Source organism: Halopseudomonas salina, assembly GCF_008641105.1.
The window spans coordinates 100,303-116,202 of the sequence record NZ_VTTI01000003.1 but is presented as its reverse complement, the minus strand read 5'-3'; the positions used below and the strand labels follow the sequence as shown (position 1 = coordinate 116,202).

Annotated in this window: 12 protein-coding genes; all 12 read right to left on the bottom strand. The window is 61.6% G+C overall.

Features of this window, described 5'->3' with window-relative positions; genetic code table 11:
- Positions 1-16 precede the first annotated feature (16 nt).
- Positions 17-748, bottom strand: coding sequence for a PP2C family protein-serine/threonine phosphatase (locus FZF01_RS05870; protein WP_150277220.1), 732 nt, complete (start codon positions 746-748; stop codon positions 17-19).
- Positions 748-4,287 (bottom strand): type VI secretion system membrane subunit TssM, encoded by a 3,540-nt coding sequence (gene tssM, locus FZF01_RS05865; RefSeq protein ID WP_150277219.1) that lies wholly within the window; start codon positions 4,285-4,287, stop codon positions 748-750. Before tssM ends, FZF01_RS05870 begins: the two co-directional genes overlap by 1 nt.
- 1 nt (position 4,288) lies before the next feature.
- Complete coding sequence (gene icmH / locus FZF01_RS05860; protein ID WP_150277218.1) at positions 4,289-5,203, bottom strand: type IVB secretion system protein IcmH/DotU; 915 nt, start codon at positions 5,201-5,203, stop codon at positions 4,289-4,291.
- 4 nt (positions 5,204-5,207) lie between these two features.
- The gene (gene tssK, locus FZF01_RS05855) at positions 5,208-6,539 is read right to left on the bottom strand and encodes a type VI secretion system baseplate subunit TssK (protein WP_150277217.1); all 1,332 of its coding nucleotides are present in this window, start codon (positions 6,537-6,539) and stop codon (positions 5,208-5,210) included.
- A 3-nt stretch (positions 6,540-6,542) separates the two neighbouring features.
- Complete coding sequence (gene tssJ / locus FZF01_RS05850; RefSeq protein ID WP_150277216.1) at positions 6,543-7,037, bottom strand: type VI secretion system lipoprotein TssJ; 495 nt, start codon at positions 7,035-7,037, stop codon at positions 6,543-6,545.
- A gap of 5 nt (positions 7,038-7,042) precedes the next feature.
- A complete protein-coding gene (gene tagH / locus FZF01_RS05845) occupies positions 7,043-8,248 on the bottom strand; it encodes a type VI secretion system-associated FHA domain protein TagH (RefSeq protein WP_150277215.1) in 1,206 nt (401 codons plus the stop codon).
- Between the two features lie 19 nt (positions 8,249-8,267).
- The gene (locus FZF01_RS05840; protein ID WP_150277214.1) at positions 8,268-8,402 is read right to left on the bottom strand and encodes a type VI secretion protein; all 135 of its coding nucleotides are present in this window, start codon (positions 8,400-8,402) and stop codon (positions 8,268-8,270) included.
- 48 nt (positions 8,403-8,450) lie between these two features.
- Positions 8,451-10,001: a sigma-54 interaction domain-containing protein gene (locus FZF01_RS05835; protein ID WP_150277482.1), complete on the bottom strand. Its 1,551-nt coding sequence runs from the start codon at positions 9,999-10,001 to the stop codon at positions 8,451-8,453.
- Between the two features lie 34 nt (positions 10,002-10,035).
- A complete protein-coding gene (gene tssH, locus FZF01_RS05830) occupies positions 10,036-12,621 on the bottom strand; it encodes a type VI secretion system ATPase TssH (protein WP_150277213.1) in 2,586 nt (861 codons plus the stop codon).
- The gene (gene tssG, locus FZF01_RS05825; RefSeq protein WP_150277212.1) at positions 12,618-13,643 is read right to left on the bottom strand and encodes a type VI secretion system baseplate subunit TssG; all 1,026 of its coding nucleotides are present in this window, start codon (positions 13,641-13,643) and stop codon (positions 12,618-12,620) included. The genes tssH and tssG overlap by 4 nt, the downstream gene beginning before the upstream one ends.
- Entirely contained in the window at positions 13,607-15,397 is a 1,791-nt protein-coding gene (gene tssF / locus FZF01_RS05820) for a type VI secretion system baseplate subunit TssF (protein ID WP_150277211.1), read from the bottom strand. The genes tssG and tssF overlap by 37 nt, the downstream gene beginning before the upstream one ends.
- 97 nt (positions 15,398-15,494) lie before the next feature.
- The gene (gene tssE, locus FZF01_RS05815) at positions 15,495-15,899 is read right to left on the bottom strand and encodes a type VI secretion system baseplate subunit TssE (RefSeq protein ID WP_150277210.1); all 405 of its coding nucleotides are present in this window, start codon (positions 15,897-15,899) and stop codon (positions 15,495-15,497) included.
- Between the last annotated feature and the right edge of the window lies 1 nt (position 15,900).

The following is a 15,900-nucleotide window of genomic DNA, read 5'->3' as shown; positions in this document are numbered from 1 at the left end:
GGGGACTCCGAAATACTCATGGGCGGATTACCACGGCGCTGATGTTGTCCCGCGCGGGGCCGCTCAGGGCCTGGCGAAACAATCTATGCAGGGCCCGTTCGGTGGACTCCAGGCTGAGAGCGTCGCTGATGTCATCACGCGACAGGTCCTGATAGAGCCCGTCACTGCAGAGCATCAAGGTGTCACCGGGGTAGATGGTAAAGTCGACGATATCCAGCAGCAGATCATCACTGGCGCCTACGGCCCTGGTCAGCGCCCTGGCTGAGGGATGGCTGGCCGCTTCGGCGGGACTGAGCTGCTGCTCCTGGATCAACTCCTGCATCAGGCAGTGGTCCCGCGACAACTGGTAGAGCTTGCCGCTGCGCCAGAGGTAGCCGCGGCTGTCTCCCGCCCAGACGCATATGGCGCGCTCACCCTGGGCCAATAGCATGACCACGGTACTACCCATGATGCTGTCAGGTTTGTCTGCGGTCATGGTGATCTCATGACCGAGCAACCGGTTGACGCGATACAGGCAATCACGCACATCCAGCAGCCGGTCATCGAGGCTGCCACCCTCGGGCAACTCGACGATTTCCTCTACGATCAGCCTGCTGGCCAGCGCGCCATTCTGGTGGCCGCCCATGCCGTCGGCGACCAGCCAGAGGCCTCGCTCGGGAAGAGCCAGCACGGCGTCCTCGTTGCGGGCACGCACTTTACCGCGATCGGTGCGTGCTGCACTTTTCCAGCGTGTTCCCACCTCGGCCATCACAGGCGAGCCGGCAGCGAAAAGTCGCGCAGCAGACTCAGATCGAAGGGGTTCGGCGAGCGCTGGCTGTGTAGCAGGTAATTGGCCCGCAGGCCCCCCAGGTTGGCCTTGAGCATCAGCACATCGCGGTCGGTATGGTGGGCGACTTCCATCATGTCGAGCAGGCGGAACAATGACCAGGGACCCGTATTCTGTTCGATTCCCACACGCCGGCCACCCAGGTCCTCCACGGTCAAACTGGTGCGACTTTCACCATCATTGGCGGGCCAGCGGAAAGCGGTCTGGATGATCGGGCCGTGCCGGTATTCCATGTTCTGGGCGCCAAACCGGAAGTTGGCTCGTCCCAAGCTGGAGTCCAGTGAGTGCGGTTCCAGCTTGAACAGGATCTGCGGCTCGTTGGGGTTCTCTGCAAAGAAGCTGCGACGGATGGTCTGCAACTTGCTCATCTGCGCGAGAAACTCCCGTGATAGCGGCAGGGCGCGGCCATCCACCCAGCGGAGATTGAAAGCGCCGCTGCTATCGGTGACAAAGGCTTTAAGGTAGTTGTCGAAAAACACATCGGCGGTGCCTTGTTCCTTGAAAAATTCGCGGAAGTCCGCCAGTACGACATCGCTTTCGCTTTCGATGACAAACGGATAACGCTTCCCCAGGGAGCTGGTGTAGGAGTTGAACAGCTCACTGCGATAGCGCTGGTTGAGATAGGTGTAGGCATCGCCCAACACCAGCATCCAGCTGTCCTCAGCGAGGTTCTCCATCCAGGCGCCCAGAGGCTGCGGCAGATTGCTGGAACTGTTTCGTAGCTGGTTGATAGCGTCACGGCGACCCTGCATTCGCGCCTTGGCCATGTTGAATGCAGCCTGCTCCGGCACGCTGGCCTGGGCGAGTGTCGTCAGCTGTAATTTCAAGCCGTCGAGCGCCTGCATTGTGCTGGTGAGCTCGGAACCGGGAGCCCCCTGTTCATCGAGCAGGCGGTGCAGTGGCTCGAACTGACGCTGCAGGTTCTTGCGTGCGGTCGCCGGCAAGCTCTGGGCTGCTACCGACTGAGCTTCCTCGGCGGCGATGGCCGCCAGGCGGCCTTTTCGTCCCAGGGATACGCCGGCAGACTGCGCTGCGCCGGTGAGGTCCTTGGCCGACACATCGGCATCTAGCATGCCCGCCAGCAGGGTGTTTTCTCGCACTTCGGTCAGGAGCATCAGCAGAGGCGAGTTGGCTGCGGTGAGGCCCGCCAGTTGATTGGCCCCCGCGGTCGCACTGCCTAGTGGTTCGATATGCAAGCGGGAAAGGGCGTCAGCCCATTGTCCGGCATAGTCTTCGAAGTACAGTTGCTCCATCTCGACCATGAGCCGGTTGAGGTCAGCCACACTGAGCTCATCACTCTCTCCAAGGACCCAGTTGTCGCGCAGGATCTCGCGTACGAGATCACCACCTTCGGCCATGAACGTCTGGCTGTAACCATCACGGGTGAAAAAGCCCGGGATGATATTGTCATTGCTGGTGAGCAAGGCTGCCTGTGGACCCAGATGCTGGGCAAGCCGGTAATCAGGGAGGCTGGCGGCCTGTTCGCGCAGCATCCGGTAGACCACCGTGGCGAGTGACTCACTGCGCAGTTCCGCCCGGGCGTCGGCTACCAGGCGATCATTCAGCGCATAGGGCGTGAAATCGTCGCCGAGCAGTCGAGCAAAATGTCGGTTGAGGCCTTTTTGCGCCTCGGTGTTTCCGGGGTAGCCCAAGGACCAGGCCCTGGCCATCCAGTCCTGCAGGAAAACCGGATCGCGGCGATCTTCCAGATTCAGCATCAAATAGGCCCGCAGGCTGCCGAGCAAACTCTCGCGATTGGTCAGGTTGTCGTTGATCTGCTGCTCGAGTTGCTGGCCGACCCGGGTCAGTAGCAGGCGTTCCAGGTCGGCTCGATAGGCCGCGTGCAAGGCGGGGGCAACCTTTTCGCCCTGGTAGAGTCCGCCGCGTTGTGTCCACACGACCTGATCCTCTGAGGGGAAGACTCTGGTTGCGGCGTAACTGATATCCAGCGCTTGCAATATCCCCAGGGCGTCGTCCTCATCGCTGAGCAGCGCCTTGTGGCGGTTCAGCGCCTGGCCTACGCTCTGCAAGCGTTCAAGGCCCTGATGGTTACTCGAAAAGCTGTTGCCCCAGACCACGCCGAATACGATCAGACAGCCGAGGGCGGCCGTATACAGAGCCCGCTGACCCCAGTTGATGCGGCGTACCTCGCGCTGGTCGAGTCCGGTCAGATCTGACTCGGGGAAAATGACCCGGCTAAGCAGATTGTTGATGAAGCGACCGTGGCTGGCATGGAAGGTGGGTAGGCTGCCACGTGCTTTACTCGGCGTCTGACCCAGGGAGCCGTGCTGAGCGCGGGCTGCGGCAATCACCTGCGGAGCGCTGGTCAGATAGAAACCACGTAACTGGCTGGCGCGCTGGTAGCGGTTACCGGAAAAGGCCAGCTCGATAAACAGCCCCAGGCGCTCTTCGATCTGCCCCAGGCGGAGGGGGAAATCGAGAATGCGACCACGGCGCTGGCTGTCGCGCTCCTGGTGCATGCGCATGACCACCTGGCTGTTCAGACGGCGCATCAGCTCTTCGAACTCCTGACGCACCACCTGAATGTCGGTGCTGTTCTGGCCCTTGCGGAAACTGACTCCCAGCACCTGGTCGCTTTCCTCGCGGGACAGCTGATCGAAAAATTCATCAAAACCCACCAGTTCGTCTGCCTTGCTGACGACCAGGTAGACCGGCACATCGGCGCCCAGACGCTGATTGATATCGTGCAGGCGCTGGCGGGTCTGGCGTGCCAGGGTCTCCAGCTCCAGTTCCGAGCCACTCATCAACAGGCCGACCGGTACGCTGATCAACACCCCGTTGAGCGAACGTGGGCGGCGTTTGCGTAGCAGGCCCAGCAGGCTTTGCCAGCCGGCGGCATCCACCTCGGGGTCGTCGTGGGTCAGATAGCGGCCCGCGGTATCGATCAGGATGGCGTGCTCGGCGAAATACCAGTCCGCATAGCGCGTACTGCTGACATCCCGGGTGAGGCGCTGTTTGTCGCCCTTGTTGAGCGGGAACTCCAGGCCGGAGAAATCCAGCAGACTGGTCTTGCCGGCGCCTTCCGGGCCCATTACCAGGTACCAGGGCAGTTCGCGTCGGCGGCGATCGCTGTGGCCGCTGTACAGGCTGGAGCGACGCAGAGTACGCAGGGCCTCGCGGAAACGGCTGTGCAGCGCCATGTGTTCTTCTATGACCAGTTGCTCCCGCTGCTGCCGCGCCTGGTAATCGGCGTCCTCTTCGTTGGCTTTCTTGCGTACATTACCGCGCCAACTGACGAATACCATCGCCAGGCCCCAGGCCAGAAACAGCAAGCTGATAGTCAGCAAACGGCTGCTCGATGAAGCCCAGAAGCGATGATCATTGACCGCCAATAGCGGGCCGACAAACCACACCAGCAAGGTCAACAGGAGCACCAGGCACAAGCTCCATACCCAGTTGCGTCGGAAGAAACGACCGACATTGATAAGAAAGTTCTTCATTTCAATTCATCCCTGACAAGGCGTTGGCATCAGCCGCTGGTGCAGTGCTGTCGATGCTCTGTTCGATTTGCAGACTGTCTTCGAATGGCGCGATGGCACCGGCGCGCTCTTCATTGAGCATCCAGGTGAATACCCCGTAGATCACCCCGAGGCAGATCAGGGTGAACAGGGTGATCAGCCACCAGGGGACGATGCGCACCAGCCGCCGCCGGGTTTCACGCAGCCCTTCCCAGTGGGGCGAGATGTCCCGTGGCACGTCACCCCGCAGCTGGCGGATCTGGCGATACAAACTGTCGCGGATGTTGTCCAGCTCCAGCATGCCCCGTGGCAGCACCCGGTATTTGCCCTCGAAACCCAGGGACATGCAGATGTACATCAGCTCGAGCATGGGCAGGTGCTTCACCGGGTCTCGCGAGAGTCGCTCCAACAGCTGAAAGAACTTCTCACCGCCGAATGTCTCGTTATGGAAACTACTCAGCAGACTCATCTGCGACCACTCGCTCTCGTTCCCCCAAGGGGTGGTGACCACAGCTTCATCCAGTGCGGTACAGAGCACGTAACGGGCTGCCATGACCTGGCTGCTTTCGGCACCTTCCTGCAGGGCGCGGTGTTCGAAGCGTTTGATTTCGGAGGTCAGGCGATCCTTGAGGATGTACAGATCCTCGCGCTCGTAACTCTGTTGCAGCCGCACGATTTCTGACAGGAGCGCCGATGCCACCGCCACCAGAGGGTTGATCCCCAGGTTCACGTCCTCGGTGGGGCGCAGGCGGGCGGCATAGACCATCCGCTCCTCAAGCTTGTCGAATTTCTGCGGTGGAGGCGCGAAGTCGGTCAACGTGCTCTGGGCCGCTGCGCTTCCCTGGCGATTGAGGATGACGGTGTGGTCATCCTGGCTGTAGTCCATTTCCCTGATCATGCGTTCAGCTCCTGATGGCCCAGAAAGTCAGCTCAAGTCCGGAGAAATCTCCGGACACGTGGAAGGCGAAACCACCCGAGCGCTCCAGCTGGGATAGCTCTTCGGCACTGAGTTCCAGCGCAAAATACGTTTTGCCTGAGTGGAAAGGGATCTGCCGCGGCGCTACGGGCAGCGGCTTGACCTTGATCCCCGGCAGATGCAGATTGACCAGTTGCCGGATGCGTTCCACCGGCCCGATCTTCAGGTGCGATGGCAGACGCCGGCGCAGCTCTTCTGAGTCGCAATCGGCGCTCGCCGCCAGCACAAAGGACGCACTGCCGAGCAGCTTGTGGTCCTGCAACGGCGACACCTGAATGCCATATTGGCGCTGCTGCAACGCCAACTCGACGGCGTGCTGTTCCAGCACCATCGACAACACCTGGCGGATCGCATCCATCAGCTTGCGGAAGCTCTGTCCTAGGTCGTTGTGCTGGTAGCGGCTATCCAGACGCGGGCGCTTGCTCTCGCTGGCAAAGGTCGACAGCTCTCCGAGCAGGCCAAGAAACTCGCGATAGACCTGTTCAGGATGCAACTGCTCGACCCCCTGAAGATGCCGAAGCACCGGCTCGAAGCGGTTGATCAGTTGCAACATCATGAAGTCGCCCACTTCGGCGCCGCTGACCTTGCCGGTGGCGCGGATGCGTTCGGCCAGAATATCGCCGCGGTGAGCCAGCATGCTGATCACTTCGGTCAGGCAGGATTCGAGAAAGGCGCTGGAATGGAAATACAGCCAGGCTGGCACATAGTCCGGATCCAGGCTGGTAACGCCGTCGGGCGTAGTGTCCAGCACATCACAGACCTTGAGCTTCACATAGGCATTCTCATTGTGCTGCTCGCCTAATAGAAGCCGGAAATCCGGCAGCCCGCAGCTGACCTGGCTGCTGCTGCTATCTCCTGCATTGGAGTCGGCGACCTGAACCTCCTGGCTGGTGAAGCGGGCAAGCACGTCGCGCTGTTCTATACGCCGGGTCTCGACGTGGTTGCCGGTCACCAGTGGGAGCGCCAGGTAAACCGGTGTGTTGCTGGTATTGGCGGGCACATCCATGGCCAGGGGCTCGCGGCCATTGCCGATCTCGAACAGACTGCCGTCGGGCAGGACACCACTGGCTTCACTGATAACCAGTTTGCCCATGCCGAGAAACTGGGTATCGATTTCCAGATGGAAGAAGCCCCAGCCAAAACGGTTAAGGCGGCAGGTGCGGGCTTTCAACTGATGATCATGATAGCGATCGTTCTGCTGGAAATGCTGCGGGCGCAGGAGCATCCCTTCCTGCCAGACAACTTTCTGGTTACTCATGGTTCAGTCCCTGTCCTTGCGCTTGTCTTGCTCGTCGGTGCGCAGTTCCCGGATGCCTTCAGCGTCCAGCGCCAGGTCGATCTGTGTTGTCTCTTGTTCGTCCACGGGTATGACGTAGCGCCAACTGGTTTCCGGCAGATTGCGGTAGGCGGCAACGAGGCCGACATAGCGCGTGCCTTCTTCCACGGAGAGTTTCAGTTTGCGTGTCTCGCCAGGACGCAGTTCCAGTTCTTCCACAGTAATCAGGTCGGGGGACAGGGCCTCGCGTGGACGTTGATAAAGGGAGAAAAAGTCTGCGTTCTCGAAGGCGACCGGATGCTTGAGCGCCATAAGACGCAATACGATGGGCGACGGGCGTCCATTCAAGTCCGGGTTGAGTTCGGCGCTGCCTTCAAGCGTCAGGTCCAGCTTGGTCAGATCAGAGTACGGCGACAGGGTCGAGCAGCCGGCCAGGGCAAGCAGGCAAAGGCAGAACGCGAGGGTGTTCAAGCGTTTCATGGATATCATCCTTGGAGGTCGGTGTTCAGGGTGGCAATCAGTCGAATCTGCTCTTCGTAGGCCATCACGAAGTCGCGGGCAAATAGCTTCTGGCTCCAGTCCTCTTCGCGCTGCAGAGCCTGATAGAGGTGGGTATACGCCCGCCAGCGGCTTCCCGCGGTGCTCAGCCTGGATTTATTTTCGCGCTCGAATCGCAGGGTCAGTTGTTCTGGCGAAAGATGTTCGAGAATGCCTTTGACCGCGGCACGGCTGGCAGCAATCAGGGCTACCTGGTGGGCCTGGAGATCGCGGTACGCGCGGTTTACTGCCTGTTCCGCAGGCATCTGCCCGGTAACGCCCGGACGCAGCATGGCGTTCAGCGCCTGATTGGCGCTGGCGCAGAATTTCAGCGGGTTGCTGCTGCCGCCCTCGATGCTGGTGGTAGCCAGTTTGAGTTCTGCCTTGAGTTCGTTGCGGTTGCGCAGGCTCTGCTGCAGGTTGCCGACGCTCTGGCGCAGCAGCCTGGCGCTGCGCAGAGCGACGGCCTGACGTTGTGTCTCGTCCATATCGTCCAGGGGCATCCCCAGAGCCTCGCTGAACTGAGTCCAGAACCCGTCGGCGAGTGGCGTGGCCGCGGGTGCCGGGGCAGGGCGCTGCTGCACCGGAGGTGCTGGCGGCTCGACCAGCTCGGGCACGGTCAGGTTGACCATGTCGATGCGCGCGTGGTCCTGAGCCTGTTGTGTGTCACTCCCGGCATGTTGGTTGAGCAGGTCCAGCTCTTCGGACTCGGCGTAGAGCTGCTCCTGCTGGTCCAGCGCGGCCAGGGGGTCAAGGTCCAGGAAGGCGTCGTCCGGGATGATGCTCCCGGCGGGCTGCGGCTTGCCGAAGTCCTGACTGAACACCGCGGGATCCTGAATGATCCTCGCGCGGATGTCGAAGTCACCGAAGGCATACAGCGCGCCATGTTCAATACGCTGGGGTTGGCCTTTGGGGAGCAGGGTGTTGGTCGCCTTGAGCAGTATGCCGTTGCTGCTGGTGTCGGTCAGGTAGAAGGAGCCCTCGTGAAAACTCACCTCGGCGTGCCGGCTGGACACCACGCGCTTGCGGTCGGGGATGACCCAGTCGCATTCCTCGGCCCGGCCGATCATGCCTCCGGCCTGTCTGAAGGTCTTGCTTACGGGCGTGTCGGTGACGAATTGCTGGTTACCGACCAGGTCCATTATCAGTTCCATGCTGCAGTGCTCCTTGCGTTCATTCGTCACGCGTCGCTTTGGGGTCGCCCAGGGGGCGGTACTCGTCGTCATTGAATTTGTGATTCGCCGAACAGCCGGCAAGGCTTATCGCGAGCATCAGTAGGGCGGCGGACCACAGAGTTGCGTACTTCATATCGGTTTCCTCGGGTACTGGGTGGCGGCTTCCGCCAGGTTTCGGCGATCAGGTGGCAGACTGGGCATGCAGCTTCTCCCTTGCGAGTTTCAGCTCGGCAGGACTGATGTTCAGCCGCTGCATGCGGTACAACAGGGTGCGGCGAGGCAGACCGAGCTCATTGGCTGCGCTGGTCTGGTTGCCGAGGTTCTTGCGCAGGCAGTCGACCAGCAGGTTGCGCTCGACCCGCTCCATGCGCTCGCGCAGGCTCAACCGGACATTGCTGGTGGGGCTGGCTTCGAGATTGAAATGTTCGGCGAGCAGCTCGTTGCCTTCGCAGAGCAGCACGGCGCGCTCGACCAGGCCCTTGAGCTCGCGCACGTTGCCCGGGAAGCCGTATCCGGCCAGTTGCTCCAGCGCTGGGTCGGTCCAGCGGCAGGCAGGCCGGTCGAGGAATGCGCAGGCGTTGGCGGCGAAATGGCGGGCCAGGTGCAGGATGTCGTCGCCGCGGTCGCGCAGGGGCGGCAGTTCGATCGGGAAACTGGCCAGGCGGTAGAACAGATCTTCGCGGAACAGACCCCGCTCAGCCTGGGCCCTGAGGTCACAATGGGTGGCGGCGATAATCCGCACATTCACTTTGTGCGTCTGCATGCTGCCCAGGGGTCGTACTTCGCCTTCCTGCAGGACCCGCAACAACTTGGCCTGCAACGACAGCGGCATGTCGCCGATCTCGTCGAGGAACAAGGTACCCCCGTCGGCCGCATCGAACAGACCGGGCCGGTCGCTATCGGCCCCGCTGAAGGCGCCCTTGCGGTAACCGAAGAGTTCGGATTCAAGCAGGTTGTCGGGGATAGACGCACAGTTCTGTACTACAAAGTTCTGACTGCGCCGCGACCCGCAATCATGGATGGCCCGTGCGACTAATTCCTTGCCGGTACCGGTTTCGCCGGTGAGCAGCACGCTGACTGGGGTATGCAGCACCTTGCCGATCAACTGATAGACCGCGCGCATGGGCGGGCTGTCACCGATCAGACCATAACCGCGGGGCATGGCCTTGGTGGCAAGACTGGTCTGGGGTTCGTCGATCGGCCGTGCCCGCAGGTTCTGTAACAACTGCAATTGGGCCACTACAAAATTGCCCAGGTGGCCCAGTGAGTCGCTGTAATGCTGCATGTCCAGCGCCCGTTGATTTGCCCAGAGCAGCAGCCCGATCACATGACCTTGGTCATTTTTAAGGGGCAGGCACAGCAAGCTGCGCCACGGGTTGCTGGTTGCCGGCAGAAAATCGGTAGCGAACAGGCTGCTCTCCAGGGACGCCAGGCTCAGCGTCTGGTCCTGACACAGGCAGTATTGCAGCAGATGCGCGTCGGTGTAGTCGCTGGGCACACTGGCAGAACTCACCGGTTGCAGCGTTCCGTCACAGTACTCCGCGCACAGGGTCAGGCGCGTGTGGGTCTCATCCAGCAGATACAGCTGGCTGAGCTGGGATTCGCTGAGTACTGCAACGGCTTCGACCAGGCCGCCGAGCAGCCGGTCCCGGCTGGTCATGCCGGCGAATAGGGCGTAGCGTTCAAGCAGCGCCTGGGCATAACGCAGCGGGTCTGCCATCCGTGCAAACATCCGGGATGAGTCCGGCGAAACAGCAGACGACAGATCAGGCGAATTCACAGGTCACGGCTCCTTCAGCATTCAAGGTCGCGTGGGCCCGTTGCACACTTTTGCCGCTGGCCATTGCGGCGAGAAGCCGGTCCACCGCCAGTGGCTGCAGTTGCTGGTCAATCAGCCGGTCAATCAGACGAGCGCCGGTTTCCCCCTGGGTGCAGCGGTCGACAAAATGCTCGACCAGAGCGGGGCAATGGGTGAACTCAACATCGCGGCCTTGCAGGCGTTGAGCGAAGCGTGCGAGCTTCAGGGTGATGAGTTCGCGCATCACCCTGTCGGCTACCGGGTAATAGGGCACTATCTGCATGCGGGCGAGCAGCGCCGGCTTGAAATGCCGGCTGAGGGTCGGCTGGATGGCCTGCTCGAGTTGTTCGGCGTCGGGTCGCTGGCCGTTCTGGCACAGGTGCAGAATCTGCTCGCTGGCCAGGTTGGAGGTCATCAGGATCAACGTATTGCGAAAGTTGATTTCCCGACCTTCCCCGTCATTGGCGACGCCCTTGTCGAAGATCTGATAGAAGACATTCATCACGTCGGGATCAGCTTTTTCCACCTCATCAAGCAGCACCACGGAATAGGGCTTCTGCCGCACTGCCTCGGTCAGCATGCCGCCCTCGCCGAAACCGACGTAGCCGGGGGGCGCACCGATCAGACGCGAGACGCTGTGCTTTTCCTGGAACTCGGACATGTTGATAGTGGTGAGAAAGCGCTCGCCGCCGTAAAGCAGGTCAGCCAGTGCCAGGGCGGTTTCGGTCTTGCCGACGCCGCTGGGCCCGACCAGCAGGAACACACCAACGGGCGCGTCGCTGCGATTAAGCCCGGCAGCGCTGGCGCGCATGGCGCGATCCAGGGCCACAATGGCTTGATTCTGGCCACGCAGTCGCGCTCCCAAGTCTTGGGCGAAGTGCGCTACCCCGGCATTGTGTTCACGGGCCAGTTGACTCAAGGGCACGCCGGTCCAGTGACTGATGACTTCGGCGATCAGACGCGGACACACCTCATGGCTGACCAGTCTTTCTTCAGTCTGCGCCTGATGCAATTCCTGCTGGGTAGCCTTGAGCTGGTTTTCCAGTTCGTCCAATGCAGGAGCGGACTCGGCTTCGTCGCGCCGGGCGTCTGCGCACTGCTTGCGCAGTTCCAGCAGTGTCTCGACCAGCCGGCGCTGCAGCTTCCATCGCTCCTGCAACGCCTGCTCGTCGGTACGTGCCTGTGCCAGCGAAGCCTCCAGATCATTGAGCGCTGATTTCTCGACTGCCAGGCCCGATTGGTAGTCCCGAAACAGAGCCTGGTGCTGGCGCTGCTGCTCGGCGATATGGTTGCGCAGCCTGTCCAGTTTTACCGGAGCGGCGGCCAGGCTGATGCGCACCCGCGCGCAGGCGGTGTCCAGTACATCCACAGCCTTGTCCGGGAGCTGACGGCCGGTGAGATAGCGCGCCGAAAGCTGTGCAGCGGCAGTCACCGCGTCATCGCGCAGATAGACGCCGTGGCTTTGTTCATACACGCCGGCCAGACCGCGGAGGATGGTGGTGGCCTCATCCACCGTGGGTTCATGCAGTTGCACCGGCTGAAAGCGCCGCGCCAGGGCCGGGTCTTTCTCGAAGTAGCGTTTGTACTCGCCCCAGGTGGTGGCGGCGATCGTGCGCAGTTCGCCACGGGCCAACGCGGGCTTGAGCAGGTTTGCCGCATCGCCGCTGCCGGCATGGCCGCCGGCACCGATCAGCGTGTGGGCTTCGTCGATGAACAGAATGATCGGTGTGACCGAGGCTTTTACCTCGTCGATCACGCCCTGCAAACGCTTCTCGAATTCGCCCTTGATGCTGGCGCCGGCTTGCAACAGGCCCAGGTCCAGGCAACGCAGATCCACTCCCTGAAGAGTGTGCGGCACTTCGCCGGCGACGATGCGCAGGGCCAGGCCTTCGACGATTGCAGTCTTGCCCACCCCGGCTTCACCCACCACGATCGGATTGTTCTTACGCCTACGGGCGAGAATATCAACCATCTGACGGATAGCGGCATCGCGGCACAACACCGGATCCAGCTTGCCCTCGCGGGCCTGTCGAGTCAGGTTGTGGGTAAAGCGCTCGAGCGCCGAGCCGGTGCCGGCGGGTGACGGCACCCCCAGGGTTTCAGCGTGGGAAGCACGGGCAAACCCCAACAGGCGCTCGGCATTGAGCGCAGTGAGGAACGGATAGAGATGGCTGCCGGCATAGCGGGCCGGCTCGCGTAACAGGGCGAGGATCAGCGCTGCCTGATCGACCTGCGTGCGACCAAGTTCCAGATTGGCTACCAGCAACGCATTCTGCAGCCACTGCACCAGCTCCAGGGAAAAGGCCGGGTTGCGCGAGGCGCTGTCTTCACTGCGCGGCTGCAATGCTTCGGCGAAGTCGCCGGGGGCCAGCTCGGCATCCAGCAGGGCCCGGTTGAGCAGACTGTCGGTGCGCTCCAGAAGGCACAGCAGCAGGTCTTCTACCAGTACCTGGGTGCCATTGCGCGTGACGCAGCGCTGGGCCGCGGTTTCCAGATCCTGGCGGGTGGCCGGGTCAAGTGCCTGCACCAGTTGCTGTAGATCAACATTGATCATGGGTTTATCGGTCCTTGATGGGGTGTGCTGCTTAGGGTGACCGCGGCGTCGGCATTGCCACAGCCAAGCCAACTGGTCCAGCCGAGCAGGCAGGGGGTTGTCGCATCCAGACGGGGTTCGCGGATGGCGTCGGGGCGCAATTGCAGCCGTATGTCGTAGTCGAGCGGATCGCGCAGAGTGAAACGCACCAGGGCGCACAGGGAGCTGTAGCCGGTACCGGAGGGCAGAAACTCGTGGAAGCGTTCCCAGCTCAGTTGCTGGATATGCACGCGAAATTTGCCACCGCGATCACGCACTTCATTACCCAGCACCAGACTTTCGCCCAGGGCACTATTGGCCAGTCCGAGGCGGTTGCGCTGACCCTCATGGATGCTCACCTGACGCTCGATGCATTGTTCGATATGCATCGAGGCGTGGGAGAAGTAATAGCGCAATACCGATTCGATCAGCGCGGCCGATTGCACCCGCAGGCTAAGCAGGCCCAGGTAGGGCAGCAGCCGTTTCCAGTTCAGTTCGGGCTGGTCGCGGATGGCGTCGCCGCCCAGGCCAATCAATGAGAACAGCTGCGAGGAAAAGGGGTCCCGGGCGCCACTGGCAAAGCGCGAGTAATAGCGATACTTCTGCCAAATGGGCAGCAGCAGACGTTGCAACCGGTCGTTGAACAGATCCAGGAAGTCCCGCGTGGGATTGCCATCGGCAGTATCACCCAGTGCCTGCTCGCCATAGAACGCGGGCAAGGGCGACCCCGCACCAAACAGGCTGATCAGGTTGACCCGTAGCCGCGCACGCAGCTTGCCGCCCTCGCGGAAGTATTCCACCCGCTCGATATCGCTGCCGGGAAACCCCATGCTCGGGTTGGCCTGGAATTCGATCAACTGATAGAGCCGGGTGTCATCCAGGTCCGGATGAGCATCCCGGAGCCGATCGAGCACCAGCAGTACACCCTGGAACAGGCTGTACTCGCGAATGCCGCGGCTCAGCTCGGTCAGAGCAGGGGCTGTTGCCCCATGCGTGGTGTCCATTGGTAAAGCTCTCCCTTGGTGCTTTTGACGACCAGCTCGTGAAAGGAATTGAGGCTGGCGTAGAGTGCGAAAAAGTCATTGAGGATCGAGGCGAACAGAAACAGATCGCCTTCGCCCAGATAGCCGTCGCTGTCCATGTGCAGTTCGGTGCGCACGCCGCGAATCGGCAGGCCGCGATAGAGGCGGTCCACCGGTTTGTGCTGGATCGCCTTGAGGCCGTTGAGCAGCTGTTGGCTGACCTTGGCGGCGTGCTGGTCGTAGTGCCTGGGCAGGTCGTAGGTTTCCAGAATGACCTTGAGCGCGTCGACATTGGCCAGCGACAGGTAGTTGAGCGACATGTTGCTGATCAGCTTCCAGAGAAAATCCTGGTGTAGTGGCGGCGCGTAATGGGGGGTCACGGCACTGATGTTGCGAAAGCGCAGGAACTCGGGTGTACCTTCGCTGGCTCGGCAAATGTCCCCGAGGGCGAGCTCCAGGGGCAGATTCTGATTGGTACAGGTCAGCTCGACGGACAAGGTTTCGTGTATCTCCAGGCTGCGCTGGCCGAAGCTCAGGTAGGTATCCATACCGTCATTCAGCAACGAGGGGTTCTGCCGCAGGCTGTAATAGGGCCGTGCTTCAGGAAAGTCGAAGCTGGCGTCATGCTCGAAGGATTCAAACGGTACGTATTCCTCGTAGCCCATGCCGCCGGGCTTCCAGCCGGTCACCCGGTCTACCGAAAACACGCCGCACTGGGCAGTGTCGTATTCGGCCGGGCGCAGCATGTACTTGTCCTGCCGTCCATCGAGCCGGATAGGGGTGGCATCGTGGGAGAACAGGTTAACGATCGGCGTGCAGTGCAGGCGAATGTTGTCGACGCTGGGCTGGATGCGCTGCGCGCTGGTCTGGCGCAGGTCGAAGCGCAGCTCGAAGCCGCCGGCACGCTTGAGCAGGTCCTCGTGCACGCTGTGCAGCACGCCGAGGCCATGCAGGTCGACAAACAGGAATTTCTCCTGGAAAGCGAAATACTCCTGCAGGTAGCGGTAACCGCGGAAGGTGTTGACCGGGTAGGGGACCAGCGCCTCGTCTTCGGCAAAACCCGCCGGTTGCAACTGGTCTGCGGCTATTTTCAGCGGCGCAACCTCCTTGCCGAAACTGTCCTTGAGCGGCTTGCCCTGGGTGTCGAGCAGCACGATCCGGATGTCCTCCAGGTGGCGCATCATGCTCAGGTACAGGGTCTGGCTGACGTAGCGCTCGCCGGCAAGGTGCAGACGCAGCCGGTCGAGCTTGAGGTCGACCAGACGCGCGCCGCCATTGATGCCCATCTGTACGCTGAGCAATGCGCCCTGACCCTTGACCGAGTAGTCCACCTGACGAATGTTCAGCGCGGTCAGCTCGATGTTCGAGGTGGTTCGGAAGCGACATGCCACGCCCTTGACCGGCCGTGATTCCACTGGTGTGCCGCGCGGTACCATGATCGCTGCACCGGGGTTGTCCAGGGATTCGAACTGCAGGATGCTGAATGCCGGCAGGGGCCGCATGTAATTGGGCCACAGCAGGTACATCAATGAATGGGTGAGCTCGGGTAGCTCATCATCGAGCTTCTGCCGCAGCCGCCCGGTGAGAAACGCAAAGCCCTCCAGCAGCCGCTCGACGTCCGGATCACGACCGCTCTGCCCTAGAAACGGGGCCAGCGCCGGACTGCGTTCGGCAAAGCGTTTGCCCAGTTGACGCAGGGCTGTCAGCTCGCTCTGGTAGTAATGATTGAAGGACATTTACAGCTCTTCCTCGTGCACGAATGCGGATCGCCTGACCGCGGCGATCGGATAAATGTGTTACCTGATGGTGTCTTTCCGGCCTGAAATGGGCCTTCTAGCGAACCTGGACCTGACCGCTGCCGTTGAGCCGCGCAGTGAAACTGACGGCCCGTCGATGACCATCCATATCGACCATGCCTTCCAGCGCGAATGACAGGTTGAGCGGGTCGTGGTCGCGGGGTAACGCGACCACACGCACCTGACTCAGTCTGGGTTCGTACCGCTCGATGAAGCTTTCGATCGCGATACGCGCCTGCTGCAGCGAGTCGTGCAGCGACAGGCGCATATCATTCAGATCGGGCAGCCCGTAGTCCGGCAGGGCCTGAACACTGCCCGCACGGGTACTGAGCATCTTGGCCAGGTGCGCGGCGATCGAGGCGACTACCGCCTGGTCGTGACTCCAACCGGCGCGTCTAGTCGTTTCACCGGCCAGACGCTCGAACAGGCTGCCGTAGCTCATC

Coding starts and splice junctions, on each gene's coding strand:
- tagH (WP_150277215.1), bottom strand. CDS start 8,248: ATGGAACTGATAATGGACCTGGTCGGTAACCAGCAATTCGTCACCGAC.
- tssE (WP_150277210.1), bottom strand. CDS start 15,899: ATGAGCTACGGCAGCCTGTTCGAGCGTCTGGCCGGTGAAACGACTAGA.
- tssG (WP_150277212.1), bottom strand. CDS start 13,643: ATGGACACCACGCATGGGGCAACAGCCCCTGCTCTGACCGAGCTGAGC.
- FZF01_RS05870 (WP_150277220.1), bottom strand. CDS start 748: ATGGCCGAGGTGGGAACACGCTGGAAAAGTGCAGCACGCACCGATCGC.
- FZF01_RS05840 (WP_150277214.1), bottom strand. CDS start 8,402: ATGAAGTACGCAACTCTGTGGTCCGCCGCCCTACTGATGCTCGCGATA.
- tssK (WP_150277217.1), bottom strand. CDS start 6,539: ATGAGTAACCAGAAAGTTGTCTGGCAGGAAGGGATGCTCCTGCGCCCG.
- tssH (WP_150277213.1), bottom strand. CDS start 12,621: ATGATCAATGTTGATCTACAGCAACTGGTGCAGGCACTTGACCCGGCC.
- icmH (WP_150277218.1), bottom strand. CDS start 5,203: ATGATCAGGGAAATGGACTACAGCCAGGATGACCACACCGTCATCCTC.
- tssJ (WP_150277216.1), bottom strand. CDS start 7,037: ATGAAACGCTTGAACACCCTCGCGTTCTGCCTTTGCCTGCTTGCCCTG.
- tssF (WP_150277211.1), bottom strand. CDS start 15,397: ATGTCCTTCAATCATTACTACCAGAGCGAGCTGACAGCCCTGCGTCAA.
- tssM (WP_150277219.1), bottom strand. CDS start 4,287: ATGAAGAACTTTCTTATCAATGTCGGTCGTTTCTTCCGACGCAACTGG.
- FZF01_RS05835 (WP_150277482.1), bottom strand. CDS start 10,001: ATGTTTGCACGGATGGCAGACCCGCTGCGTTATGCCCAGGCGCTGCTT.